Annotated in this window: 18 protein-coding genes; 8 read left to right on the top strand and 10 right to left on the bottom strand. The window is 71.4% G+C overall.

The window, feature by feature from the left end:
- Nucleotides 1-641: 641 nt before the first annotated feature.
- The 7 genes from ABE487_RS13885 to ABE487_RS13855 all read right to left on the bottom strand — a co-directional run bounded on the left by ABE487_RS13885 (nt 642) and on the right by ABE487_RS13855 (nt 10,622).
- Nucleotides 642-2,252, bottom strand: coding sequence for a phosphoethanolamine--lipid A transferase (locus tag ABE487_RS13885; protein ID WP_346452154.1), 1,611 nt, complete (start codon nt 2,250-2,252; stop codon nt 642-644).
- Nucleotides 2,253-2,305: 53 nt separating this feature from the next.
- Nucleotides 2,306-3,061 (bottom strand): phosphatase PAP2 family protein, encoded by a 756-nt coding sequence (locus ABE487_RS13880; protein WP_346452153.1) that lies wholly within the window; start codon nt 3,059-3,061, stop codon nt 2,306-2,308.
- A complete protein-coding gene (locus ABE487_RS13875; protein ID WP_346448766.1) occupies nt 3,058-3,414 on the bottom strand; it encodes a diacylglycerol kinase in 357 nt (118 codons plus the stop codon). Before ABE487_RS13875 ends, ABE487_RS13880 begins: the two co-directional genes overlap by 4 nt.
- A gap of 884 nt (nt 3,415-4,298) precedes the next feature.
- The gene (locus ABE487_RS13870) at nt 4,299-6,584 is read right to left on the bottom strand and encodes an NADP-dependent malic enzyme (RefSeq protein WP_346445482.1); all 2,286 of its coding nucleotides are present in this window, start codon (nt 6,582-6,584) and stop codon (nt 4,299-4,301) included.
- A gap of 101 nt (nt 6,585-6,685) precedes the next feature.
- Nucleotides 6,686-8,164 carry a porin gene (locus ABE487_RS13865; protein WP_346445481.1) on the bottom strand — a complete coding sequence of 493 codons (1,479 nt, stop codon included), beginning with the start codon at nt 8,162-8,164 and terminating at the stop codon, nt 6,686-6,688.
- 38 nt (nt 8,165-8,202) lie between these two features.
- On the bottom strand, nt 8,203-9,219 hold the full coding sequence (locus tag ABE487_RS13860; protein ID WP_346452152.1) for an alpha/beta hydrolase: 1,017 nt from the start codon (nt 9,217-9,219) through the stop codon (nt 8,203-8,205).
- Nucleotides 9,220-9,266: 47 nt separating this feature from the next.
- The gene (locus tag ABE487_RS13855; RefSeq protein ID WP_346445479.1) at nt 9,267-10,622 is read right to left on the bottom strand and encodes a dicarboxylate/amino acid:cation symporter; all 1,356 of its coding nucleotides are present in this window, start codon (nt 10,620-10,622) and stop codon (nt 9,267-9,269) included.
- A gap of 174 nt (nt 10,623-10,796) precedes the next feature.
- Here ABE487_RS13855 and ABE487_RS13850 point away from each other — a divergent pair, with 174 nt between their 5' ends.
- Nucleotides 10,797-11,963, top strand: a complete 1,167-nt coding sequence (locus ABE487_RS13850) for a porin (RefSeq protein ID WP_346445478.1) — start codon at nt 10,797-10,799, stop codon at nt 11,961-11,963.
- 50 nt (nt 11,964-12,013) lie between these two features.
- Nucleotides 12,014-14,632 carry a PAS-domain containing protein gene (locus ABE487_RS13845; RefSeq protein ID WP_346445477.1) on the top strand — a complete coding sequence of 873 codons (2,619 nt, stop codon included), beginning with the start codon at nt 12,014-12,016 and terminating at the stop codon, nt 14,630-14,632.
- Between the two features lie 121 nt (nt 14,633-14,753).
- Here the strand turns inward: ABE487_RS13845 and ABE487_RS13840 are convergent, their stop codons facing one another.
- On the bottom strand, nt 14,754-15,392 hold the full coding sequence (locus ABE487_RS13840; protein WP_346445476.1) for a response regulator transcription factor: 639 nt from the start codon (nt 15,390-15,392) through the stop codon (nt 14,754-14,756).
- An 86-nt stretch (nt 15,393-15,478) separates the two neighbouring features.
- Here ABE487_RS13840 and ABE487_RS13835 point away from each other — a divergent pair, with 86 nt between their 5' ends.
- Nucleotides 15,479-18,607, top strand: a complete 3,129-nt coding sequence (locus tag ABE487_RS13835; RefSeq protein ID WP_346452151.1) for a diguanylate cyclase — start codon at nt 15,479-15,481, stop codon at nt 18,605-18,607.
- A gap of 4 nt (nt 18,608-18,611) precedes the next feature.
- On the opposite strand, the gene ABE487_RS13830 is transcribed toward ABE487_RS13835, so the two are convergent.
- The gene (locus ABE487_RS13830; protein WP_346452150.1) at nt 18,612-19,838 is read right to left on the bottom strand and encodes a flavohemoglobin expression-modulating QEGLA motif protein; all 1,227 of its coding nucleotides are present in this window, start codon (nt 19,836-19,838) and stop codon (nt 18,612-18,614) included.
- 529 nt (nt 19,839-20,367) lie between these two features.
- Nucleotides 20,368-21,453 (bottom strand): ribosome small subunit-dependent GTPase A, encoded by a 1,086-nt coding sequence (gene rsgA / locus ABE487_RS13825; RefSeq protein ID WP_346452149.1) that lies wholly within the window; start codon nt 21,451-21,453, stop codon nt 20,368-20,370.
- Between the two features lie 152 nt (nt 21,454-21,605).
- Here rsgA and ABE487_RS13820 point away from each other — a divergent pair, with 152 nt between their 5' ends.
- From ABE487_RS13820 to ABE487_RS13800, 5 genes are all read left to right on the top strand, one after another.
- On the top strand, nt 21,606-22,868 hold the full coding sequence (locus ABE487_RS13820) for an aminotransferase class I/II-fold pyridoxal phosphate-dependent enzyme (RefSeq protein WP_346445448.1): 1,263 nt from the start codon (nt 21,606-21,608) through the stop codon (nt 22,866-22,868).
- Nucleotides 22,861-23,490, top strand: coding sequence for a GDSL-type esterase/lipase family protein (locus tag ABE487_RS13815; protein WP_346452148.1), 630 nt, complete (start codon nt 22,861-22,863; stop codon nt 23,488-23,490). The genes ABE487_RS13820 and ABE487_RS13815 overlap by 8 nt, the downstream gene beginning before the upstream one ends.
- On the top strand, nt 23,487-24,203 hold the full coding sequence (locus tag ABE487_RS13810) for a class I SAM-dependent methyltransferase (protein ID WP_346449674.1): 717 nt from the start codon (nt 23,487-23,489) through the stop codon (nt 24,201-24,203). Before ABE487_RS13815 ends, ABE487_RS13810 begins: the two co-directional genes overlap by 4 nt.
- Nucleotides 24,200-24,736, top strand: a complete 537-nt coding sequence (locus ABE487_RS13805) for a hypothetical protein (protein WP_346445445.1) — start codon at nt 24,200-24,202, stop codon at nt 24,734-24,736. Before ABE487_RS13810 ends, ABE487_RS13805 begins: the two co-directional genes overlap by 4 nt.
- Before the next feature lie 90 nt (nt 24,737-24,826).
- Nucleotides 24,827-26,785, top strand: a complete 1,959-nt coding sequence (locus tag ABE487_RS13800; RefSeq protein ID WP_346452147.1) for a transglycosylase SLT domain-containing protein — start codon at nt 24,827-24,829, stop codon at nt 26,783-26,785.
- Nucleotides 26,786-26,790: the final 5 nt, after the last annotated feature.

The raw sequence follows: 26,790 nt of genomic DNA, 5'->3' as shown, positions 1-26,790 counted from the left end.
GCCTGCATGCGCAAGCTGCTGACCATCCTCAACGCCATGCTTCGAGACAACGCCAGATTCCGACTCGAAACGCCTGTTGCGGCTTGACCTCCAACACCGTTGCTCCCCCGCGATGCGGGGGAGGTAACTGATCGCGCGACGCACTTGGCGCCTTCCCCCGCGATGTGGGAGAGGTGCCTGATCGCGCGACGCGGTTAGCTCCTTCCCCCGCCTGCGGGGGAAGGCTGGGATGGGGGCGCTTTCTGCGCGGCGCTGGTCAAGCAGCATTCCGCTGAAGCCCCCGGCCCCCACCCGGCACGCGGCGCGTGCCGGCCTCCCCCGCTATGCGGGGGAGGCAACTGATCGCACGACGCACTTGGCGCCTTCTCCCGCGATGCGGGGGAGGTAACTGATCGCGCGACGCCTTTTGGCTCCTTCCCCCGCCTGCGGGGGAAGGCTGGGATGGGGGCGCTTTCTGCGCTGACGCTGGCCAAGCAGCATTCCGCTGAAGCCCCCGCCCCACCCGGCACGCGGCGCGTGCCGGCCTCCCCCGCGATGCGGGGGAGGCAACTGATCGCACGACGCACTTGGCGCCTTCCCCCGCGATGCGGGGGAGGTGACTGATCGCGATACCGCGGGCGGGCGCAGTGCCTTTGGGTAAGTCATGTCACCGGATGCGTGCCGTGACGGCAGGGCGCGAACAGATCAAGATCGGCCGCATAGGCCTTTGTACGTACATCGAAGGCGCCGAGCACCGAATGGAACAGCGCGTCGTGGCTTGTGGGCTGCGTGGCGTGCGCGCGTAGGCACTGCAGGTCCAGGCCCAGGTCACCGGCAAGGCCCGAGGAGACCCAGGCCACCATCGGCACGCGCAACTGCTGCGCCGGCGCGATCGGGTACGGCGCGCCGTGCAGGTACAGGCCGTACTCGCCAAGCGACTCGCCGTGGTCGGAGACGTACAGCAGCGCCGCATCGTGGCTGTCCTGCTGCTGCACGATGTCGAGCGCGCGCCCCAGGAACGCGTCCGTGTAGCGAATCGCATTGTCGTAGGCGTTAGCGATCTGCTCGGGTGTGCAGCGGCTCAGTTCGGCGGTGTGGCATGCCGGCTTGAAGACATCATGGGCAGGCGGATAGCGCTCGAAGTAGTTCGGGCCGTGGTTGCCCAGCTGATGCAGGACCACCACAAGATCCCCGGGCACGGCATCAATGCGCGCGCGCAGGCCTGACAGCAGGATGTCGTCCAGGCACCGGTCGCCGTTGCACAGCGTCGGGGCATCGGTGGGCTGCATGCGTTCGATGCCGGTGCCGTCGCACACGCCTTTGCAGCCCGACTGGTTGTCGCGCCAGCGCACTTGCACACCCGCGCGCGCGAGGACGTCGAGCAGCGACTCGTGGGCGCGAATGGCGGCCTTGTCGTAATGCCGTCGGCCGTAGGGCGAGAACATGCAGGGCAACGACACCTCGGTGCTGGTGCCGCAGGCTTCGACGTTGCTGAAGTTCACCACCTCGCGCCGTGCGAGTTCCGGTGTCGTCTGCCGCCTGTATCCGTTGAGGCCCCAGTTCTGCGCGCGCACGGTCTCGCCGATCACAAGCACCAGCAGACGCGGTTTCTCGCCGGGTGCGCGCATCGCGCGCGCGGCATCGGCCGCAACGGTCAGACGCTGGCCGGCAGGAGGATCGGGCGCCTGGGTCAGTGCGCGTACGGTGGAGACGACCAGATTGCCGGGCGTGATGCGATACCGCAGTGCGTGGTCGCTGCGCATCAGCGCGAAGATGCCCTGCGAAGACAGCAACACAGCCAGCGTTGCCAGCAGCGCCATCGCGCCCAGGAACAAGGCGCGTGCCGCGCATGCCTGCCGCCATGGACGCGACGCAATCCGCACCCAGCCCAGCACCAGCAGTGGCGGACCGGCCTGCAACAGCACGTGCAAAACCAGCCATGGCGACAACATCTCGCGGCTCTCGGCTGGATCGGTGTGCAGCACGTTGAGCATCATCTCCACGTCGAACAACACCGCGTAGTGGCGCATGTAGAAGGTGCCCACGGCGGTGGCGACGACCAGCACAGCGAGCAGCGGGCGCAACATGGGCCCGATCGCGAACACACCCAGCAGCAGCGCATGCAACGCGAACACCGCGACTGCCAGCGACGCGAGCAGCCCCGGTGAGGCGCCGTCGTGGACGGCCGACTGCCAGAAGGCGGCGTTGCAGATCGCGACGAAGTACAGGCAGGTGCCGGCGAGCAGGGTTTCCGGCGCGACCTGCGGTCGCATCCACCATCCGCTGCGCTGCGTCAGTGCGGCCGGTGCACGGCAAGGGCGCGCGCTCACCCGTGGGCCTTGCGCACAGCGCGCGACGGACCCGGTGCAGGCGAACCGCTGTCGGTCTCGCCGAGCTGGGCATGCAGACACAGCCGCGCCAGCGCGGCCGCGACCAGCCAGCACAGCGTCAGCGACCACAGATCGTGCGAAAGGAAATGCGCGCCGCGCATCTGTTGCACGCCACCGAAGCTCAGGCCGAGCACCAGGCCGACAGCCAGCGCCAGGTGTCGCCAGCGTCGCAGCGCAGGGCCCGCGGCACTGCACGCGAAGTAGGCGGCCACCCATGCATAGCCAGCAGACGCGTGCGCGGCCGGGAAGCATGCGGCCTTCCCCATCGACGCAGGACGGGGCGCAAACGCCGGCAACCACGGACGCGTCCCGCCGTAACGCTGCAGGTCCCAAGGGCAATCGATGCCGGTGTGCGCCTTGAGCCAGGCCACCAGCAGACAGGCCAGCGGGACCGCGGCCAGCAGGTATCCCAGTGGCGCGCGCCACCGGTGCGGCAACACGCCGGACCAACTCAGCCCCCACGCGGCGGCGACCAACAGCCAGCATCCGATGCTCAAGTGGCGCCCGCCCGTGTGCATCAACCCTTCGCTCCACCACGCGTCACGGGCGGCCCATACCCCGCCCTGCCAGGCATACAGCCGGTCTGCCCACCACGCGTCGACGTCGAGCACGGCCATCGCGGCGGTGAGCACACACGCGACGACGACCACGCCCAGCAGCGCCGGCGCGCGTGTCCACTGCGCGGCACTCACAGCACGCAGATCCAGACCGCGGCGTGCAGCAACAGGCTCAGTGTGACCGCGGCCGAACCGGCGTCCTTGGCCTTGCCGCTGAGCGCATGCCAGTCACTGCCCACACGATCGACGACCGCCTCGATCGCTGTGTTGAGCAGTTCGACGACCCATATCAGTCCCAGGGTGACCACAAGCAGTGCGCGCGCCACCGACGACAGGTCGAGCGCGGCGATGAGCACCAGCAACGGCACCGACAGCAGCAGCTCCTGGCGGAAGGCCGCCTCGGTCCGCCACGTCGCGACGAGACCTCGCCAGGAATGTCCGGCTGCCCGCAGGAGGCGGGTCGCACCGGTGAAAGGAACAGAAGACATCGGCCAATTCCGCCGGGGAGCCGCCCCGGCTTGCGCGGCGCAGCATCGGCGGCGCCACGTCGGAACGCGGTCGGAGAGAAGTTACTCGCGGATTAAGGCATCGACGCAGGCGCCGGCCGAGTGCACGCGGTTCAGGGTTTGGCGACGCGCGGCGGGCCGCACGACGCAGCGGCGTGTGCGATGAGGAGGTGCTTGATTGTGCGATGTGCTTGGCTCCTTCCCCCGTTTGCGGGGGAAGGCTGGGATGGGGGCGCTTTCTGCGCTGTCACTCGCGAAGCTTCACTCCGCTGAAAGCCTATGCCTCCACCCGGCACGCGACGCGTGCCAACCTCCCTCGCGGGGCGGGGGGGTGCTTGATTGCGCGATGTGCGTGACGACTTTCCCCGCAATACGGGGGAGGTGACTGATCGCGCGGTGCATTTGGCTCCTTCCCCCGCTCGCGGGGGGAAGGCTGGGATGGGGGCGCTTACTGCGCTGATACTCGCGAAGCTTCACTCCGCTGAAAGCCCATGCCCCCACCCGGCACGCGACGCGTGCCGACCTCCCCGCGGTGCGGGGGAGGTGACTGATTGTGCGATCTGCGTGCCGACCTCCCTCGCGGGGCGGGGGGGGGCTTGATTGCGCGATGTGCGTGACGACTTTCCCCGCAATACGGGGGAGGTGACTGATCGCGCGGTGCATTTGGCGCCTTCCCCCGCTCGCGGGGGAAGGCTGGGATGGGGGCGCTTTCTGCGCTGTTACTCGCGAAGCTTCACTCCGCTGAAAGCCTATGCCCCCACCCGGCACGCGACACGTGCCGACCTCCCCCGCGGTGCGGGGGAGGTGACTGATTGTGCGATGTGCGTGTCGACCTCCTCCGCAATGCGGGGGAGGTGAACTGCCGGTCAGGCGCCCTGTTGCTGGGCCTTGCGGATCTGGGCGTCGACGGCGGCGATGGCGGTCATGTTGACCACGCGGCGCGGGGTCGCCGAGGGCGTGAGGATATGGGCGGGCTTGTTGACGCCCATCAGGATCGGGCCCAAGGCCACGCCGCCGGTCATCACGCGGATCATGTTGTAGGTGATGTTGGCCGCGTCGATGTTCGGGAACACGAACAGGTTGGCGCGGCCGCTGAGCGTGGTGTCGGGCAGCATGCGGCGACGCAGGGATTCGTCCCAGGCGGTGTCGCCCATCATTTCGCCGTCGCACTCGAGCCGCGGGGCGCGGCGCGCGAGGATCTCGCGCACTTCGCGCATCTTGCGGGCGCTGGGGTCGTCGTGACTGCCGAAGTTGGAGTGCGAGAGCAGCGCGATCTTCGGCTCGATGCCGAACAGCTTCAGGCGGTAGGCAGCCTGGATGGTGCTCTCGGCGATCTGCTCGGCGGTCGGGTCGGGCTGGACGTGGGTGTCGACGAAGAACCACAGGCCCTGGTCGTTGACCACGCCGGTCATCGCCGAGGTGCTCTGCAGGCCCGGGTCGAGCGACAGCACGCTGCGCACGTAGCCGAGCTTCTTGTGGAAGCGGCCGACGATGCCGGTGATCATTGCGTCGGCCTCCCCGCGCTCGACCATGATCGCGGCGATCAGCGTCGGGCGCGAGCGCAGCAGGTTCTTGGCCGAGTCGGGGGTGACGCCGCGGCGCGAGGTCATGGCGTGGTAGTGCTGCCAGTACTCGTTGAAGCGCGGGTCGTCGTTGATGTTGGTCAGTTCGAAGTCGCGGCCGGCGACCAGGCGCAGGCCCAGGCGCTTGATGCGCATGTCGATGACATCGGGACGGCCGATCAGGATCGGGGTCGCCAGGCCTTCGTCGACGACGGTCTGCACCGCGCGCAGCACGATTTCTTCCTCACCCTCGGCGTAGACCACGCGCTGGCGGTCACCGCGGGCGCGATCGTAGACCGGCTTCATGACCAGGCCGGTGCGGTGAATGAACTGGCCGAGCTTTTCGCGGTAGGCGTCCATGTCCTCGATCGGGCGCAGCGCCACGCCCGACGCCATCGCGGCCTGGGCGACGGCCGGGGCGACGATGGTCAGCAGCCGCGGGTCGAACGGGCGCGGGATGATGTATTCGGCGCCGAAGCTGGGGATTTCCTCGCCGTACGCGGTGCCCAGGTCGCTGGCCTCTTCCTTGGCGAGCTGTGCGATGGCGTACACGCAGGCGAGCTTCATCGCCTCGTTGATGCCGGTGGCGCCCACGTCCAGGGCGCCGCGGAAGATGTAGGGGAAGCAGACCGCGTTGTTGACCTGGTTGGGGTAGTCCGAGCGGCCGGTGGCGATGATCGCGTCCGGACGCACGCGCTTGGCGTCCTCGGGCATGATCTCGGGGTACGGGTTGGCCAGCGCCAGAATCACCGGGTTGGGCGCCATCGTGGCGACCATCTCGGGCTTGAGGATGCCGCCGGCCGACAGGCCGAGGAACACGTCGGCGCCGGCGACGATCTCGGCCAGCGAGCGCGCAGGCGTGTCGCGCGCGTAGCGCGCCTTGGCAGGGTCGAGGTCGGTACGGCCGGTGTGGATCACGCCGTCGCGGTCGAAGGCGAGGATGTTCTCGGGCTTCAGGCCCAGCGCGACGAGCATGTCCAGGCAGGCGATGCCGGCCGCGCCGGCACCGGTGGTCGCCAGCTTGACGTCCTCGATGCGCTTGCCGGCCACTTCCAGCGCGTTGACGATGGCCGCGCCGACGATGATCGCGGTGCCGTGCTGGTCGTCGTGGAACACCGGGATCTTCAGCCGCTCGCGCAGCTTGCGCTCGACGATGAAGCACTCCGGCGCCTTGATGTCCTCAAGGTTGATGCCGCCGAAGGTCGGCTCGAGGCTGGCGATGATCTCCACCAGCTTGTCGGGGTCGCGCTCGTCGACCTCGATGTCGAACACGTCGACGCCGGCGAACTTCTTGAACAGCACGCCCTTGCCTTCCATGACCGGCTTGCCGGCCAGCGCGCCGATGTCGCCCAGGCCCAGCACCGCGGTGCCGTTGCTGATGACCGCGACCAGGTTGCCGCGCGCGGTCAGCTCGCTGGCGGCGTTGGGGTCCTTGACGATCTCCTCGCAGGCGTAGGCCACCCCGGGCGAGTAGGCCAGGGCGAGATCGCGCTGGGTCAGCATCGGCTTGGTCGCGCTGACGGTGATCTTGCCGGGCGGCGACAGGCGGTGATAGTCGAGGGCGGCCTGGCGGAAATCGTCGTTGGACATCAGATTGGTCTTGGCTGTTAAGGAAGCGGGGGCAGGCCCGTGATTCTACCCCCCGCGACCGCGTCGGACCCGACGCGGGCGGATGGTGCGCATCGCGCAGGTCAGAACACGACCTGGGCGCGGACGTTGACGGTGTTGCCCGAGTCCGGACCGCGATAGCTGCCGACCTGGTTGTCGGTGGTCCAGTGCACATAGTTGAGCATCAGCCGCGACCAGTTGTTGAGGTACCAGTTCACGCCCAGGGTCCAGGCGTCGCCCTCGCCGCCGCGACGGGCGTCGGTGAAGTCGAAGCGGTCGAAGCGCGCGGCCAGTTCCCAGGCGCCGATGCCGCCGTCGGTGACCGGTCGTGCGACGCGAGTGGTGCCCCAGACGCCGGAGCGGGCGCTGAAGCCGGGCTTTTCGCCGGTGAGCAGCCAGCCGGCGTAGACCGAGGTCGCCTTCTGGGTGAAGTCGTCGGCGGTGCGCGAGGCGATGGTGCGCTCGGCGTATTCGGCGAACGCCCAGCCGCTGCGCCAGGTGCCGCCGAGCTCGGCGCCCCAGATGGTCTCGTGGCTGACACCGGCGATCGAGCTGGCGGACACGCGCACGTTGTCGTTGAAGCTCGAGGCGATGCGCGGGACCTTGTTGATGCTGGTCACGTCGCTGCCGAAGTCCTCGTACACGGCCCAGCCGCCCAGGTGCAAGAAGCCCTGCGCGCGCTTGATCGGGTTCCAGTGCACGCGCGTGGTGACGGTCTGCGAGTCGCTCTGCGCGCCGGCGTTGCCGATGTCGTCGCCGGTGAAGCCCAGGCTGTAGTGCCAGTTCTGGCCGATGAGCTTCATCTGCGCGCCCAGGCCGAAGTAGCCGCTGTTGGGCGCGCCGATCGAGGCGACCGCATTGCGCTCCATGAAGGGCGTGCGGGTGAGCGTGGTGCTCGAATCGATCGCGCGGTCCTTGAGCTTGTTGCCGATGTAGAACTCGGCCGGCAGGTTGCCCAGGCGCGTGTCCCACGACAGATAGGCGTCCTTGATGCTGACGTCGTTATCGGCGAAGTCGGCGTCGATCTTGTAGCCGAGCGCACCGATGGTGCCTTCGGCGCCCAGGCGCACCTGGCGCATCTCGGTGCCGCCGATGTTGCGATCGGCGAACTTTGATCCGTTGGTCGACGACCAATCCATCATCACCCGGCCGCGCGGGTGGAAGGTGAAGCTGCGGTCGCCGTTGCGGAACTCCGGCCCGCCGCGGCGCCAGCTGGTGTTGCCGCCGCCGGTGCCGCCGCTGGCGGCCAGCTGTGCGACCTGCGCCTGCAGGATCGCCAGGTCGTCCTGGCGGGTGTCGGCGACGGCCGCGGCGACTTGCGCGTCGGTCGTGGACGCAGCCGCGGGCGCCGTGGCCACGGCGGTCGTCGGCCGATCGGCCTCGAGCGCGGCCAGGCGCGCGTTGAGCTGTTCGAGCTGGGCGGCCTGGGCCTGCAGCATCTGGGCCTGCTGCTCGACGAGCGTCCGCAGCGCGGCCTCGTCCTGGGCGGTGGCGTCGAAGGCGGCCGTGCCGAGGGCAAGGCCGATGGCGGCAGCGAGTGCCGCAAAGCGCAATGAATGCATGTGTGTCCCTCCCCGGGATGGTGGCGTGGGCGCGGCGGTCAGTCGCCGTCCGCGTCGTCGATGTCCTCGTCCGGCACTTCGGCGGCCGGGACAGGTGCGGTATTGCCGAGCAACGGCTGCAACGACACTGGCGCGCCCTGCATGAAGCCGTGGCTGCGCGCCCAGGTGGCGAACAGACGCGGCCACTGCGCGACCAGCGCGCCCGGCCGGCCCAGGCCCCAGCTGTGGCCGCCGCGCTCGAAGATATGCATCTCGGCCGGCACGCCCTTGGCGCGGGTGGCGTTGAACATCGTCAGGCTGTGGCCGACATCGGCGATCGGGTCGTCGGCGGCATGCACCAGGAACACCGGCGGCATGTCGGCGCGCACGTGCGATTCGACCGAGTAGGCAGCGACCGCGTCGGACTGCGTGCCCAGCTCGCGGCGCGAGCGGGTGGTGTCGAGCGGCGCCTGCAGCGACACCACCGGATAAAGCATCGCCAGGAAGTCCGGCCGTGACGAGACGCGGTCGGTGGCGTCGAGTGCGGGATAGAAATCGTGGTCGAACCGCGTGGCGAGGATGCCGCCCAGGTTGGCGCCGGCCGACGAGCCCATGACGCCGATCTTCTCGGGGTCGATGCCCAGCGCCCCGGCCTGGCTGCGCAGCACGCGCAGCGCGCGCTGGCCGTCCTGGAACGGCGCGACCGCCGGCCAGCCGTCGCCGGGCAGCCGGTAGTACAGCACCGCGGCGGTGGTGCCGATCGAGGCCAGCCACTGCGCCATCGGCGTGGCGGCCGTGCCGACCTGGATGCGGAAATAGCCGCCGCCGCCCAGGATCAGCACCGCCGTGCCGTTGGGCTGCGCCGGCCGGTAGATCTCCATACGCGGCTCGGCGATGCGGGTCACCGCGCCCAGCGCGCTGCCCTCGTTGCCGACCTGCTCGGGGCCGGTGACGCTGGTCGGCAGGTGGCCGGCCGGCCACAGCGGCACGGTCTGCGGGCCGGTCTGCGCCTGGGCGATGCCGGTGCAGGCGAACAACAGGCCGGCGATGGTGCCGGCCCAGCGGTGTGTGGTCATGGATCCCCTCCCGTGGTGGTGCATGTGGATGGTGCGACGTGCGGCGGTCAGTCGAGCGCCAGGACCTCGCGGTCGCCGGGGCCGGCCGCCGGATCGGGCGCGGCCATCACCGGCGCCGGTGTGCCGTCGAGCGCGGCGTTGAGGGCGTCGCGGTCGAGCGCATTCTCCCAGCGCGCGATAACGACCGTCGCGACCGCGTTGCCGATGAAGTTGGTCAGCGAGCGGCATTCGCTCATGAAGCGGTCGATGCCCAGGATCAACGCCATGCCGGCCACCGGCACCGTGGGCACCACCGACAGCGTGGCCGCCAGGGTGATGAAGCCGGCGCCGGTCACGCCGGCCGCGCCCTTGGAACTGAGCATCGCCACCAGCAGCAGCGTGACCTGCTGCCACAGCGTGAGTTCGGTGTTGGTGGCCTGGGCGATGAACAGCGCGGCCAGGGTCATGTACAGGTTGGTGCCGTCGAGATTGAACGAGTAGCCGGTCGGCACGACCAGGCCGACGACCGATTTCTTGCAGCCGGCCTTCTCCATCTTCTCCATCAGCGAGGGCAGCGCCGATTCCGAGGACGAGGTGCCCAGCACCAGCAGCAGTTCGGCCTTCAGATAGCGGATCAGCTTGAGCACCGAGAAGCCGCAGCCGCGCGCCACCGCGCCCAGGATCACCAGCACGAACAGCAGCGAGCTGACATAGAACGTGCCCACCAGCCAGGCCAGGTTGACCAGCGAGGCCAGGCCGTACTTGCCGATGGTGAAGGCGATCGCGCCGAAGGCACCGATCGGCGCGGCCTTCATCAGGATGTGCACCAGCTTGAACACCGGCGTGGTCAGCGCTTCGAGGAACGTCAGCACCGGGCGGCCCTTCTCGCCGGTGAGCGCCAGTGCGATGCCGAACAGCACCGCGATGAACAGCACCTGCAGGATGTTGCCGTCGACGAACGCGCTGACCAGCGTGCCGGGAATGATGTCGAGCAGGAAGCCGGTCAGGGTCAGCTCGTGGGATTTCTGCACGTAGCCCTGGACGGCGGCGGTGTCGAGCGTGGCCGGGTCGATGTCCATGCCCGCCCCGGGCTGCACGACGTGCGCGACGACCATGCCGACCACCAGCGCCAGCGTCGAGAAGCACAGGAAGTAGGCCATCGACTTGGCGAACACCCGCCCGACGGTGCGCAGCTGGGTCATGCCGGCGATGCCGGTGACGATGGTCAGGAAGATCACCGGCGCGATGATCATCTTGACCAGCTTGATGAATGCGTCCCCCAGCGGCTTGAGCTGCTCGGCGAAGGCCGGCGAATAGTGGCCGAGCAGCGCGCCCAGCGCGATCGCGACCAGCACCTGGACGTACAACTGGCGATACCACGGCAACCGCGGAGCGGCCGGCGTGGCGGCGGGAATGGCGTGCATGCGGAGGATCCGGTTGGCGCGTCCGTCGACATGCGGGCGCTCGGCGAGGCTGTGTTGTACGCCCGCACGCCGGATCCGCCGATAGCGCATTGGTGTTATGCGGCGCGTGCATCCGCCCGGCGCACTGCCTAGACTGCCCGGCCCACCCGCGCCCTGTGCCCACGAGGTTCCCCCATGCGCCTCACCCTCCCGCTGCTGCTGGCGCTCGCCGCCGGCACGTCCCCCGCGTTCGCCCGCGCGTTCGACGACTGGCCGACCGGCTACACCTTCGGCGACGGCACCCACGTCGCGGCCACTGCGAACTTCGCCTGGGACACGGTGGATTTCAGCGGCGACCCGCACCTGGTCGACGATGACGGACTGCGCCGCCGCGAGTTCGGCGCGACGGCCAAGAAGGCCGGCGTCTGGGATGCGATGGTCTATTTCGACTTCGAATCCAGGACCTGGCTGGACGTGTTCGTGCGTGTGGAGAGCCAGGCATTCCTGGGCCGCGACCTGGGCACGCTGCGCGTGGGCTACATGAAGGTGCCAGTAGGGCTGGAGGGCGTGACCGCCTCGCGCGCCGGCACGTTCATGGAACTGGCTGCGCCGATCCAGGCGATCTACCAGGGCCGGCGGACCGGTGTGGAGTGGACCTACGAGCAGCCGGCCGCGCTGTTCCAGGTCGGCGGCTACGCCGGCCAGGACCTGCACGGCGACAATCACGGCCAGACTGTGGCCGCGCGTGCGGTGTGGACGCCGCGCAAGGCCGACGGCGACGTGCTGCACCTGGGGCTGGCGGCCTCGCGCGAGAACCCGGAGGCCTGGACCGACGGGCGCGGCGATCGCTTCGCCCCCACCGCGCGCCTGCGCGCGCGGCCCGGCGCGGGGCTGACGCCGGTGCGCCTGGTCGACTCGGGCGAGCTGACACCGGTCGATCACATCCGCCGCACTGGCCTTGAAGGCATCTGGATCCGCGGGCCGGTCTCGCTGCAGGGCGAACTGCTGCGCGCCGACATCGCCCGCGACGGCGGCCTGCCCGACTATCGCGCCCAAGGCGGCTACCTGGCCGGCAGCTGGCTGATCACCGGCGAGCACCGGCCGTACTCGGCCGGCAACGTCGCCAACCCCAAGCCGGCGCACGGCTACGGCGCAGTGGAGCTGGCGGCGCGCTACAGCACGCTCGATCTCGACGACGGCCCGATCGCCGGCGGCCGCCAGCACGACTGGACGTTCGGCGCCAACTGGTACCTGACCTCGCATTTCAAGCTGCAGGCCAACTACGTGCGCGCCCATGCGACCCGCGGCGGCCGCTCGACCTCGCCCGATGCGGTGGAGTTCCGCGCGCAGGTGCAGTTCTGAGCGAGCGACGCGTCGCGAACTCGCGACACGTCGGCCGTTAACCTCGCCCCATGCGATCCCCGCCCCGTGCCCGCCGCCTGCTCTGGACCGCGATCGCGATCGGCGGGCTGGTGGCGACGACCGTACTGGGCCATCGGCTCGGCGGCCACAATGCGCTGCGCCAGCAGACCGCGCTGGCGCAGCAGCAATTGCAGTTGCAGGCACAGGCGCTGGACCAGCGCATCGAGCGCTACCGCGCACTGCCGCAGTTGCTGGCGCTCGATCCCGACCTGCGCGCCGCCGTCGCAGCGTCCGTGGACGCGCCCACACGCGAGCGGCTGAACCGACGGCTGGAGGAAGCCAACCGCACCGCGCAGGCCTCCACGCTGACCCTGATCGGCGCCGACGGCACCGCGATCGCGGCCAGTAACTGGCGCACGCTGGGCAGCAATGTCGGCGAACGTTACGCCTTCCGCCCGTATGTCCAGCAGGCACTGCGCGAGGGCAGCGGGCGCTTCTACGGCATCGGCGTGACCACCGGCGTGCCGGGCTATTTCCTGTCGGAGGCGCTGCGCGACGCGGACGGCCGCGCGGTCGGCGTGATCGTCATCAAGCTCGAGCTGACCCAGTACGAAGAGCGCTGGCCGCACGCCGGTAGCGTGGTACTGGCCAGCGATCGGCATGGCGTGGTGTTTCTCGCCAGCCGGCCCGAATGGCGCTACCGGCTGCTCGCCCCGCTCACGGGCAGCGCGCGCGCCGAACTCGAGGCCACGCGGCAGTACGGCAGTCAGCCGCTGCGTCCGTTCGTCGGCACGATCGGCGACGATGCGCTGGCGCGCATCGACAACCCGGCGATGCCCGGGCGCTGGGTGTGGCAGCGCACGCCGCTGGCCGACACCGACTGGACCCTGCACCTGCTGCAGGACGCAACGCCGGTCGCGGTCGCGGCCTGGCAGTGGGCCGGCATCGCCGGTGTGTCGTGGATCGCACTGGTGTTCGTGGTGCTGTTCGCGCAGCAGCGGCTGCGCCTGGGGGCGCTGCGCCGGCGCAGCCGCGAGGAGCTCGAGACCCTGGTGCGCCAGCACGCCGAGGAACTGCGCACCGCCAAGGACGGGTTGGTCGCCGCCGCGCAGGAGGCCGATACCGGGCTGAGCCGCCGGCTGGCGCACCTGCCGCAGGGCGTGGTCATCATCGACGCGCGGCTGCGCATCGTGGCCTGGAACGCGCGCTACATCGAACTGTTCCGCTTCCCGGCCGATCTGGTGCGCGTGGGCACGCCGATCGAGGACGTGTTCCGCTACAACGCGCGGCGCGGCCTGCTCGGTCCGGGGCCGGTCGAAGAAGCGATCGAGCGTCGGCTCGACCACCTGCGCAGCGGCAAGCCGCATGCGCGCGAAAGCGAGAAGAGCGACGGCACGGTGCTGGAGATCCGGGGCAATCCGCTGCCCGATGGCGGCTTCGTCACCAGCTACGCCGACATCACCGCCTACAAGACCACCGCGCGCGAGTTGCGCACGCTGGCCGACGCGCTGGAACAGCGCATCGCCGAGCGCACCGCGGACCTGGAGCAGGCGCGCCGCGAGGCCGAGGCCGCCAACCGCCAGAAGGGCCGGTTCGCCGCGGCCGCGGTGCACGACCTGCTGCAGCCGCTCAACGCCGCGCGCATGTTCGTCTCGGCGCTGCGTGCCCGGTTGCCGAGCGCGGAGGCACGCACGATCGTCGACAGCATCGAGAGCGCACTGTCGGCGCAGGACGGCATCCTGACCAGCCTGCTCGATGTCTCGCGGCTGGAATCGGGCACGTTGCAGGCCAACGTGCACGACGTGCCGCTGGGGCCGGTGCTCGAGGCGCTGGCGCGCGAGGCCGGCGTGCTGGCGCAGGCTCGCGGCCTGCAGCTCGACGCGGTGCCCACGCACGCCTGGGTGCGCAGTGACCCGGTGCTGCTGCGCCGCCTGGTGCAGAACTTCCTGTCCAACGCGGTGCGCTACACCGCGCACGGCCGCATCCTGCTCGGCTGCCGGCGCGTCGGTACGTCGCTGCGCATCGAGGTGCACGACACCGGCCCGGGCATTGCGCCCAACCGCCAGCGCGAGATTTTCGAGGAGTTCCGCCGGCTCGACGACGGCGGTGGCGACGACCGCGGGGTCGGCCTGGGACTGTCGATCGTCGAGCGCATCGCGCGGTTGCTGGGCCATCGCATCGACCTGCGCTCGCAACCGGGTGTGGGCAGCGTGTTCTCGGTCACGGTGCCGCGAGTCGCGCCCGGCGACGCCGCGCCGGTGCCCGTGCCGGAGGCCGACGACGACGACGCGCCCTTGCGGGGCTGCCGCGTGTGGGTGGTCGACGACGCGCCGCAGGTCTGCGCCGCGACGCGCCTGCTGCTCGAGCGCTGGGAGTGTGATGTGCTGCTGGCCGACGGCCCGCACGCCGCACTCGCCGCCGCGATGCACGGCCAGGCGCCCGACATCGTGCTGCTCGACGTGCGCATGGGCGAACATCACGGCCCGACGCTGTTGGACACGCTGTGCGAGCGCTGGGGTGCGGTGCCGCTGGTGATCGTGATCACCGGCGAGACCGATCCGGCGCTGCGCGCGCAGGCGCGCGAGGCCGGCCATGGCTTCCTTTCCAAGCCGGTGCGGCCTCCGGCGCTACGTGCGCTGATGATGCAGATGCGTTTGCGGGGGCATTGAGCGCGGTGGCCCCCACCCAACCCTCCCCCGCATGCGGGGGAGGGCTTGTAACGCCATGGCCACGCGCGCCACGTATGCGGGGGAGGGCTTGTAACGCCTTGGCCACGCGGGCCGCGCCGATCTAAGCCTCGTCGTCGCGCTCGAGCGCCTTGACCAGCACCGCGGCCTGGGTGCGGCTGTGGCATTCGAGCTTGCGCAGGATCGCGGTCACATGGACCTTGACGGTGTTCTCGGCCAACCCGAGCTGGTGGGCGATCTGCTTGTTGAGCAGGCCGTCGGCCAGGCACAGCAACACCCGCACCTGCTGCGGCGTGAGCTGGGCCAGGCGGCTGGCCAGTTGGGCATCGGCTTCCGAGCGCTCGGCGGTCAGCGGCGGGAACCAGCTGCCGCCATCGAGCACGGCCGCGACCGCCTGGGCGATCGATTCGGCCGGCGCCGACTTGGAAATGAAGCCGGCGGCGCCGAACTGCTGCACCCGGCGCACGGTGCGCGGGTGGTCGTTGGACGAGATCACCAGCACCGGCAGTTCGGGCCGCTCGCCGCGGAGCCAGACCAGCGTCGACAGGCCGCGGGCGCCGGGCATCGCCAGGTCGAGCAGCACCAGTTCGATGTCCGGATGGGCCGGCAGCGCGGCCTCGACGGCCGAGGCGCTGGCGGCTTCGACCACGCGGATCTCGCCCAGGCCATCGCGCAGTGCGTGCAGGACCGCGGCGCGCAGCAGCGGGTGGTCGTCGGCGACCAGAATCGTCGGAGTCTCCATCGCTACAGTCTGGCATGTCCGTCGGGCGGTGCTTTCGAGGGCACAATGGACGATCGGGACGATCGGGAGCCGGAGTCGCCATCAAGGTGCATACCGTCGCGCACATCCTCCGCACGCGCGCGGGCCGCCGCTGGCGTGGCGCGCTCGCCACGCTGCTCGCCGCGCTGGTGCCTGCCGGCGTCTGCGCGCAGGCGCCCGAGCACACTCCCTCGCTGAGCCTGGAGGTCTACGGCCTCGAAGAGGGGCTGTCGCAGCTGACAGTCTCGTCGATGAGCGGCGACGATCAGGGCTTTCTGTGGGTCGCCACCCAGGACGGGCTCAACCGGTTCGACGGCCACCGCTTCCGCACCTACCGCACCGACGACACGCCCGGCGAGGCGGGCCTGGCGAGCAGCGGGATCGACAGCCTGGCGTTCGAGGCGTCCACCACGCGGATGTGGCTGGGCACCGACGACGCCGGCCTGGAGGTGGTGCACCTGCCGACCTGGACGCGGCGGCGGGTGGATGTCGATGCGGGGCTGTCGCACACGCGCGTCACCGAGATCCTGCTCGATCCCGACGGCGGCGCGTGGGTGGGCACCGAGGCGGGGATCGACCACGTCGATGCGGCGGTCGCCACGGTCCGGCCGCTGGGTGCGACCGGCGAGATCGTCGGCCTGATCAAGGCGCTGGGGCGTCCGCAGCCGGTCGGCCTGGATGCCGACTGCGGGCTGTGGACGGTGGACGCCGACGGGCTGCACGCGCTGCCCGCGTTGTCGGACGCACGCCGCTGCGTGGCGCTGCAGGCCGGTCCCGAGGGGCTGTGGGTCGCCTCCGATGCCGGCCTGCACCGGCTCGATCTGAGCGGCGCAGTCCTGCGCCACTGGCCGATGACCGCGCTGGGCGCCAGTACCGCACGGCCGACAGCGATGATCCGGCTCGACGATGGCCGGCTGCTGATCGGCTTCGCCCATGGCGGCGTGGTGCAGCTCGCCCCCGGCAGCGACCGCCCGCAGCAGTTGCGCTTCGACCAGCCGCCGCGCAGTGCGATCACCCGCTTCCATCAGGGGCATTCGGGCGCGTGGTGGATCGGGACCTACACCTCGGGCCTGTACCGGGCGCGTCCGCTGTCGTCGGTGATCCGCCACGACGGCGCGGGCCTGGGCGAGATGCACGACTGGCCGAGCCCGAGCATCCGCGCGGTCGCGCGCGACGGCGCGCGGATGCTGGTCGGCACCGATGCCGGGTTGCACCTGCGCGATGGTGCGGGGCCATGGCGCGCAGTGACCACGCTGGCGACCCATTCGGTGCGCGCGCTCGCAGCCGATGGTGCCGGCGGTTGGTGGGTCGGGACGCTGTCGGGGTTGTACCGGCTGCACCACGACGACCGCATCGTGCAGGTCACCGGCCTGCGCGATCCGCGCATCGATGCGCTGTTGCGCCAGGGCGACACGCTGTGGGTCGGCACCCGCGGCGGGCTGCAGCGGTTCGAACGCGGCCATGCGGTGGCCGACCCGCGTGTGGCCGCGCTGGACGGCAGCGTGGTCACCCGGCTGTATCCCGACATCGATGGCAGCCTGCTGGTGGGGACCAGCACACGCGGATTGTGGCGGCTGCGCGGCGATACGTTCGCGCGCCTGCAGCCCACCGGCGCGGGTCTGCACCGCGCGGTGTGGGCCATCCATGCCGATGACCGCGCGATCTGGGCCGGCACCTTCGGCGGCGGCCTGTACCGCATCGACCGCGCCACCGGCGCCTCGACCGCGCTCACCGATCGCGACGGGCTGACCAACAACGTCGTCTACCGGATCCTGCCCGATCCGGGCGGACGGCTGTGGGTGAGCACGAACCTGGGCCTGAGCGTGGTCGACCACGACAACGGCATCGTGCAGAACCTCGGCCGGCGCGACGGCCTGCGCAACCAGGAGTACAACAGCGGCTCGGCGTTCCAGGACGAGGACGGCCTGCTGTACTTCGGCGGCACGCTGGGGCTGGACGTGATCGCGCCGATGCAGCTGCCACGGCGCAGCGCGCCGGCGCGGCCCGTGCTCACCGGCCTGCAGTTGCTGAGCCGGCGCAGCGATCCGGAGGCGCGCCGCGCCAGTGAGACGGACATCGTCTATGCGACGAAGATCGCGCTCGACGACGAGGACGACGTGTTCACGATCGGCATGACCGCGATCGACTTCCTCGCCCCCGGCGCGGCGCAACTGCGCTACCGGGTCGAGGGCCTGCATGTCGGCTGGCTGTACCCGCACCAGGCGCGCACCGAGGTCTCGCTCAACCACCTGCCCGCCGGCCGCTATCGGCTGGAGGTCCAGGCCGCCGGCCGCGACGGCACCTTCGGCCCGTCGCGGGTGCTGGAGATGACCATGCCGCCACCGCCTTGGCGCCATCCGCTGGCGTACGCGGCCTACGCGCTGCTCGCGGCCTGCGCACTGGCGCTGTTCGTGTGGCGGGCACGGCGCGCGGTGCATCGCGAGCGCGAGCGCGCCGAACTGCTCGACCGCACCATCGCCGAACGCACCGCCCAGCTCGAGCAGGCCAACCGGCAACTGCAGTTGAGCAATGCGCAACTCGATGCGGCGACCCGGCTCGATCCGCTGACCCGCCTGGCCAACCGGCGCGAGTTGCAGGACTGGCTCGCACGCGCGGCGCAACACGTGAGCGTCCCGGCCGCCGCCGGCACGCCGCACGATGCGCTGTACTTCTTCATGCTCGACATCGACGCGTTCAAGCGCATCAACGACACCCGCGGCCACCAGGCCGGCGATGCGGTGCTGGTGCAGTTCGCGCAGAGACTGCGCGGGCTGTGCCGGGCCGACGACCTGCTGGTGCGCTGGGGCGGCGAAGAGTTCCTGCTGGCCGCGCGCCTGGACCGGCCGGAGGCCGCGGCGCGCCTGGCCGAACGGATCCGCGACGTGGTGTCGGCCGAGCCGGTGACGCTGGCCCACGGTGCGCCGCTGCCGCTGACCTGCTCGATCGGCTTCGCGCCCTGGCCGTTCTCGTCCGCGTGGCCGTCGCTCGGCGACTGGCAGCAGACGTGCGCACTGGCCGATCGCTGCCTGTACGCGGCCAAGGCCGCCGGGCGCGATGCCTGGGTGGGCCTGGCGCCGACCGCCACGCCCCGCCGGCACCAACTGCATGCCTTGTTCGCAGGCGCCGACCCGGCCGATCTGAGCGAGAGCGTGCGCTGCCTGCATTCGACCGCCGCGCTGCCGACGTTCGGGCTTTGAGCGTCTACAGCTGATCGAGCCGGATGCGGTTGGCGAACAGCGAGAACGCGAGCATCCCCGCCAGCCCGCCGGCGCGCGCCAGCCACGGCGGCAACCAGCGCGGCGGCTGCAGCACGCCGGCCTCGAACAGCGGCGCGAACCGGTGCACGTCGTCCAGGGTCATCTTGCCTGCGAACAGTTGCCGGCACAGCGGCAGCCGGCGCTGCGCCAGCGCCTGGCGGAAGAAGGTGTGCACGTCGATCAGCCCGCGCAGGTACACCGTGTCCTTGGTGAAGGCATGGCCGCCGCTCAATGGCACGCCGCGGAACACCCGCTGCGCCGACGCGAAACTCTCGGCCGGGGCTTGTCCGGCGGCGTGGAAATAGTCGAACACCTGCAGGAAATCGGCCCCATCGAGCGCCCGCGCGATCGCCTCGGTGCGCAGGCTGACCCGCTTCATGCGGGCGATGTCGAGGCTGCCGGTGATCTGCTCGGCGAACACCGCCAGCCCTTCCTGGGTCGCGGTGGTCCGCGGTGCGGCCATCGCCAGGCTCGGCAACACCGGTTGCGCGCGGCCGTTGAGGGCGGTCAACGAATGCACGAAGGCCTCGTGCTGCAGCAGTTGGGCACGGTCGTGCGGCGAGTAGCGCGCATCGGCGCGCAGCCGCAGCCGATAGGCGCCGGCGGCGGCCTTGGCGATCAGCCCGGCATCGCGCTCGACCTCGACCACGCGCGCGCCGAAGTACGCATCCAGATCCCCCTGGAGCTGCACCTGCAGCGTGGCCGCATCGACCGTCGGGTCATCGGCCTCGCCCAGCAGGGCCGGATCGTAGGCATCGGCGATCCGAAGGAAATGCCGCGCCGCATCGCAGGTCGTCAGCGCCCCGCCCGGCAACGACGCGTCGGGGCGCCCGTACAGCGCGACCGCATGTGCGGTGACCGCCCCGGTGCCCAGCGCCTCGAGCAAGCGTGCGGCGACGTCCCAGGCCTGCGCCGATTCGACCAGATACGCGCCCAGCGGATGCTCGGCATCGGCCGCCGCCGCGACTGCGTCCAGCTCGCGCCGCGCCTGCGCGAAGTCGAGCGAGGGGTAGACGACCTTCGGCATCTCACGGCGCCCGGCCGCGAACGCAGCGAGAAACCGCTGCTGGGTGTCCGGTGCCCAGCTCGCCAATCCCAGCAGCCGGATCCCGCGCGCGGCGGCGACCATGCGCGCATCGAGCGCAGCGTGATGGGCGATCGCATCGGGCATCGGCAGCTCCTGGTCGCAGCGCGGCCACTGTAGCAATGCAGCGCGGTCGGTTCGGGGCGTCCGCATTCCCACCTCCCCGCACGCCGGGGGAGGGCGCACGGCGCTGCAATGCCGAAGATCGCGACACCATCCCGGCGTGCGGGAGAGAGCACCGCGCCGCAATGCCGAAGATCGCGGCACCTCCCCCGCTTACGGGGTGAGGTCGCCGCGCGTCGCGCGGCGGGTGGGGGCCGGGGCGTTCCCGACATCCAAACGACGCGCCCTCGTGGCCGTTAGCCCCCACCCCAGCCCTCCCCCGCACGCGGGGGAGGGAGCACAGCGCTGCAATGCCAAAGATGGCGACACCGTCCCGCACGCGGGGAGGGAGCACGGCGCTGCTGTGCCGAAGATCGCGACACCGTCCCGGCGGGTGGGAGAGAGCACGGCGCTGCAATGCCGAAGATCGCGACACCTCCCCCGCTTGCGGGGTGAGGTCGACGCGCGTCGCGCCGCGGGAGGGGGGGCGACGCGCAGCGCGCGTGACCGGGCCTCAGCGTCGGCCGGGGCGTCGGCCGGTCGGGCGGGCGTCGTCCTGGCGGGCGGCCAGGCGGTCGGCGCGGCGGGCGGTGGCGGCGTCGCGTTCATCGCGCAGCTTGAGGTAGTTCGCCAGCCGCTGCGCGGTCAGGGTGCCGGCCTCGACTGCGGCGCGCACGGCGCAGCCGGGTTCGCGTTCGTGCCGGCAGTCGCGGAAGCGACAGTCGGCGGCCAGGGCTTCGATGTCGGCAAAACCGCCCTCGGCGAGATCTTCTTCGCCGGTCGGCTTGAGCTCGCGCATGCCCGGGGTGTCGATCAGGCAGGCACCCGCCGGCAGCGGAATCAGTGCGCGATGGGTGGTCGTGTGCCGGCCACGGTCGTCGCTGTCGCGTACCGCGCCGGTGCGCATGTGTTCTCGGCCGAGCAGGGTATTGGTCAGCGTCGATTTGCCGGCCCCCGAGCTGCCGACCAGCACCGCGGTGGTGCCCGGGCCGAGCCAGGGATGCAGCCCGGCGACGCTGTCGGGGTCGCGGGCGTTGACCGCCAGCACCGCGACGCCCAGCGCGGCGATCTCGGCCAGCGCGGCGCGCGCGGCCTCCGGGTCGGCGCTGTCGCGGTCGGCCTTGGTCAGCACGACGACCGGTGTGCCGCCGCCCTGCACCAGCAGCAGATAGCGCTCGATGCGGCGCGGGTTGAAGTCGGCATCCAGGCCGCAGACCACGAGCACGGTGTCGATGTTGGCGGCGATCAACTGCTGGCGGTAATGCTCGCCGGCCGCCGCGCGCTTGATCGCGCTGCGACGGGGCAGCATCGCGACGATGCGGCGCTCGTCCTCGACCAGCACCCAGTCGCCGACCGCGGCGCGGTCCTCGGGCGCCATCGTGCCCTTGCGGTAGCCGCTGCGGCGCAGCCAGTCGGGCAGCGACTCGACCGCCAGCGCCTGGCCAGGGGCGCCGGCGACCAGGTAGCCGGAGCGGTGTTGCTCGACCACACGCCTGGGGCGCGCCTGCGGGTGGGCGGCCATCGCCTCGGCCCAGGGGCCGGACGGGGGGCCGTCGAATGGCCAGCCGATCGCGCGCAGCGCAGGGTCGGGGGCGGTCAAGCGATCGGCGGGGCAGTCGGCATGCGGCGGATTCTACGGGGACAGCGCCAGGGCGCGCACGACAGCCGGGGGCGCCCGTTCGTCGGCGTGGCCGCATTCATGCGGCTTTTGGGCTAGCATCGGGTCATCCTCCCCGCGCAGAGCGCCGCCCGATGTCCGCCCCCCTCAAAACCCGCGAACGCCTGTCCGAAGTGCGCTACGAAATCCGCGGCGAGTTGGCCCGGCGAGCGCGCGAGCTGGAGGCCCAGGGGCGCACGCTGATCAAGCTCAACATCGGCAATCCCGGCGCGTTCGGTTTCCGCGCGCCCGAGCACCTGCAGCGCGCGATCGCCGGTCGCATCCACGACACCGATCCCTACACCCACCAGCAGGGCCTGCCGATCGCCCGCGAGGCGATCGCCGCCCACCATGCCGCGCGCGGCGCGCACGCGGTCTCGCCCGAGCGCGTGTTCGTGGGCAACGGCGTCAGCGAGCTGATCGACATCGCGCTGCGCGCGCTGCTCAATCCCGGCGACGAGGTGCTGGTGCCCTCGCCCGACTATCCGCTGTGGTCGGCGGCGACGATCCTCAACGACGGGCGGCCGGTGTTCTACCAGTGCAAGGCCGAGCACGGCTTCCTGCCCGACCCCGACGCGCTCGAGGCGCTGGTATCGCCGCGTACGCGCGCGATCGTGCTGATCAATCCCAACAACCCGACCGGTGCGGTCTACCCGCGCGCGCTGCTCGAGCGCATCGTCGCCGTCGCCGAGCGTCATGGCCTGCTGTTGCTGTGCGACGAGATCTACGACGCCATCACCTACGACGGCGCGGTGTTCGAGCCGCTCGCGCCGATCGCAGGCGACGTGCCCTGCGTGTCGTTCGGCGGGCTGTCGAAGGTCCACCGCGCCTGCGGCTGGCGTGTGGGCTGGGCGGTGCTGTCGGGCAGTGAGGCGCGCAGCCGCGAGTTCCGCAACGCGATGGACCTGCTCGGCGCCCTGCGCCTGTGCGCGAACGTGCCCGGCCAGTTCGCGATCGAAGCCGCGCTGACCGGCATCGACACGATCGGGGCGCTGTGCGCGCCCGGCGGCCGGCTGTACGAAGCGCGCCGGGCGGTGGTCGACGCCTGCGCGGCAAGCCGCTATCTGCAACTGGTCGAGCCGGCCGGCGCGTTGTACGCCTTCCCCGGCATCGCGCCGGAGTTCGCGCAGGGGTTCGACGACCACGCGTTCGCGCTGGACCTGATGGACGCCGAGGGCGTGCTGGTGGTGCCGGGCAACAGCTTCAACGTGCCCTATCGCAACCATTTCCGCGTGACGCTGCTGCCCGAGCCGGCGCAGCTGCGCGAGGTGTTCTCGCGCATCGAGCGGGTGCTCGATCGCCAGATCACCGACGCGCGCAAGGTCGTGCCGCTGGTGCCGCGCGCGGTCAATGGCTGAGCACGCGCGGCCGCTCCGCTACCTGGCGCTCGGCGACAGCTACACGATCGGCGAAGGCATCGCGCCGGAGGCGCGCTGGCCGGTGGTGCTGGCCGATGCGCTGCGCGCGGCCGGCACCGCGATCGACGCGCCGCAGATCGTCGCCACCACCGGCTGGACCACCGACGAGCTCGATGCCGGCATCCACGCCGCCGCGCCCGAAGGGCCGTTCGACCTGGTCAGCCTGCTGATCGGCGTCAACGACCAGTACCGCGGCCGCGCGCTCGACGACTACCTGCCGCGCTTCGAAGCACTGCTCGCGCGGGCGATCGGCTTCGCCGGCGACCGCGCCCAGCGCGTGTTCGTGCTCGCGATCCCGGACTGGGGCGTCACGCCGTTCGGTGCGCATTCCGGGCGCGACGTCGGCGAGATCGCGCGTACGCTCGATGCCTACAACGCCGCAGCGGCGGCGCTCTGTGCGCGGCAGGGCGTGGCGTTCGTCGACATCGCACCGATCAGCCGCGCCCGCGGCGGCGAGCCGGCAATGCTGGCCGACGACGGCCTGCATCCATCGGCCGCGCTGCACGCGGACTGGGCGCGACTGGCGCTGCCGGTCGCACGCGGCTTATTGTCGCGGGCATGACCGCGACCACCTCCGACCCCACCCCGCTCTCCACCGCCCCGTATCCGCGCGACGCCGCGCGTGGCATCGCCCGCGCCTTCCTGCCGCGTCATCCGCTGGGCAACCGCTACGACTACTACTACACGCTGACCAAGCTGCGCACCGACCCGCTGTACCCGGGCGTGCTGCAGGCGCTGCGGCCGACGACCGCGCCGGTGCTCGACCTGGGCTGTGGCCTGGGGCTGCTGGCGCATGCGCTGCGTGCCGATGGCCAGACATTGCCTTACGCCGGCGTCGACATCGACGCGGCCAAGATCCGCCGCGGCCGCGAGGTCGCCGCACGCGCCGGGTTGGCCGAGGTGCGGCTGGACGTGCTCGACCTCGCCGCCGGCCTGCCGGCGCACCAGGGCAGTGTCGCGATCCTGGACGTGCTGCAGTACCTGTCGCACGAGCGCCAGCGCGCGCTGCTCGACGAGGTGATCGCGATGCTGGCGCCGGGCGCACTGCTGGTGATCCGCAGCGGACTGGCCGACGGCTCGACCCGCAGCCGGACGTCGCGCATCACCGACCGGCTGGCCAATTTCGCCGGCTGGATGCAGGAACGCGCACGCTGCTATCCGACCGCCGATGGCCTGCGCACGCAGCTCGAAGGCGCGGGTCTGACGACCACGCTGCGGCCGCTGTACGGCGACACGCCGTTCAACAACTGGCTGATCGTGGGCCGCCGCGCATGAGTCCGCGCGACGGGCTGGCCGATGCGCCGATGCTGGCGCTCGACGATCCGGCGTGGGCGCGCCTGAGTTGCGCGCAGGGCATCGCCCTTGGGGTACCTGCGTTGCTGGCGCAGCTCGACGGCGCGACCGAGGACAGTTGGCAGAGCCCGCCGTGGCAGGCGCTGTGGGCGGCGCTGTGCGACGAGGGCCGCGTACACCCGGCCTCGTTCGCGGCCGTGCCGCACATCGTCGCCGCGCTGGCCGAGGCCCCCGAACGCGCCTGCCCGAGTCACTTCGTGTTGCCCGCGAGCATCGAGTTGGCGCGCGCCGCCAGCGATGCGGTGATTCCCGACAGCCTAATCGACGGTTACGTCGCCGCGCTCGCCCGGCTGCCGCTGCTCGCCGGCCTGGTCGCCGCGCCGGACTGGGACGAAACGCTATGCGCATCGGCGCTGGCCGCCACCGCCGCGGCGACCGGCCAGCACGCGCTGGCCGAGCTGCTGCTCGAGGCCGACGACGTCGACGCGGTGCTCGCCTGGCTGCGCGCGGACTAAGAAAGGCGCCGCAGGGGCAGCGTCGCTCCCACATCGGCTTCAGCGACGCTTGGCTATAGTCGTCGGCCCTTCGCCGCCGCCCGTCCGCCGATGCCGTCCAGCGCCCCTCGCACCGCCCGCCCGCTGCCGCGCACCCTGCGCGGCGCCCTGCTGTCCCTGCTCGCGCTCGCCGCCGGTGCGCAGGCGCAAGCACCGGGCGACGACGGGTTCCTCGCGGCGATGCAGGCTGCCGAGCGCGGCCAGCCGGTGCCGCCGGCGATGACCGGCCATCCGGCCGCCGCCTGGCTGGAGCTGGCTGCGCTGCGGCGCAATCTCGACACGCTGCCGTTGGCCCAGGGCCAGGACTTCCTGACCCGGCATGCCGGCGAGCCGGTGGCCGAGGTCTTCCGCGAGAGCTGGTTGCGCGCCCTGGCCAAGCGTCAGGACTGGGCCGGCGTGCGTGCGGCCTGGTCGCCGTCGATTTCGAACGTCGCGCTGCGCTGCATCGAACTCGACGCGCGCGCCCGCACCGGCGCCACCGATGCGCAGTGGACGCGCGACGTGCAGGCGATCTGGCGCAGCAGCGGCGCCTCGCTGCCCGACACCTGCGATGCCCCCTTGCAGACCCTGGCCGCGCGCGGCGGCCTCGACGACGCCCTGCGCTGGGAACGCTTCGACCTGGCGGTTGCCGCGCAGGACGTGGCGATGGCGCGCGGAATCGCGCGCGGGCTCTCCGCCGCCGAGCAGCCGCTGGCGACCGACTACGCGGCCTATCTGCAGGCGCCGCACGCGCGTGCCACCGGCTGGCCGAAAACCGCGCGCAGCCGACTGGTCGCCTCGCACGGACTGGCGCGCCTGGCCAAGGACGACCCACTGGCGGCCGAGGCGCAGTTGCCGGCGGTCGCGAGCGCGCTGGGCTTCACCGAGGAAGACAACGGTCGCGTGCTCTACCAGGCCGCGCTGTGGACCGTGGCGTCCTACCTGCCGGACTCGGCGCGGCTGCTGGCACGGGTGCCGGCCTCGGCCTACGACGAGCGTCTGCACGAATGGCGCGCGCGCGAGGCGATGGCGCGCAGCGACTGGCCGGCAGCGCTGTCGGCGATCCGCGCAATGGGCGCAGCGCAGCGCGCGCAATCGCGCTGGACCTATTTCGAGGCGCGGCTGGCGGCACTGACCGGCGATGCGGCGACCGCCGAGCGGCTGTACCGAGACGCGGCGACGAAATCCGACTTCCACGGCTTCCTCGCCGCCGACCGCCTTGGCCAGTCCTACGCACTGTGCCCCTGGGACTTCGCACCATCGAACGAGGCCAAGACGCGCGTGGCGACCGACCCGGGCATCGTGCGGGCGATGGCGCTGTACCGCATCGAGCGGCCGATCTGGGCGACGCGCGAATGGAGCGCCGCGCTCGAGCGCTTCGACGACGACCAGCGGCGCATCGCGGTGCTGGTGGCCCAGGAGAACGGCTGGTACGACCGCGCGGTGTTCGGACTCGGTCGCCAGCCCGACGAAACCCGGCTCTACGCACTGCGCTTTCCGCTGACCCAGCAGGCGCTGATCGAGCGCGAGGCCAAGCGCCACGGCCTGGACCCGGCCTGGGTCGCAGCCGAGATCCGCGCCGAGAGCACGTTCAACCCGCGTGCGCGCTCGCCGGCCGATGCCCGCGGGCTGATGCAGATGCTGCCCGCGACCGGCGCTGCGGTCGCGCGCCGGCTCGGCCGCAGCTGGGGCGGCGCCGAGAGCCTGTACGATCCGGAGACCAACGTCGCGCTGGGCACCGCCTACCTGCGCGAGAAGAAGGATATGTACGACAAGCCCTACGTCGCGATCGCCGCCTACAACGCCGGGCCGACGCCGACCTCGCGCTGGCTGTCGCAGCGCCCGGACATGGACCCCGACTTCTGGATCGAGACGATCAGCTACCGCGAAACGCGCGAGTACGTCGCCCGCGTGCTGGCCTTCAGCGTGCTCTACGACTGGCGCATGTACGGGCGCGCGGCCAAGCTCGACGAACGCCTGCGCGGTGGCAGCGATGCCCGGCGCACGTCGTTCGCCTGCCCCACGCCGTGAGTGCG

It is taken from the genome of Luteimonas sp. TWI596 (assembly GCF_039674105.1).
GTDB lineage: Bacteria > Pseudomonadota > Gammaproteobacteria > Xanthomonadales > Xanthomonadaceae > Luteimonas.
This window is presented reverse-complemented; position numbering and strand designations above follow the sequence as displayed.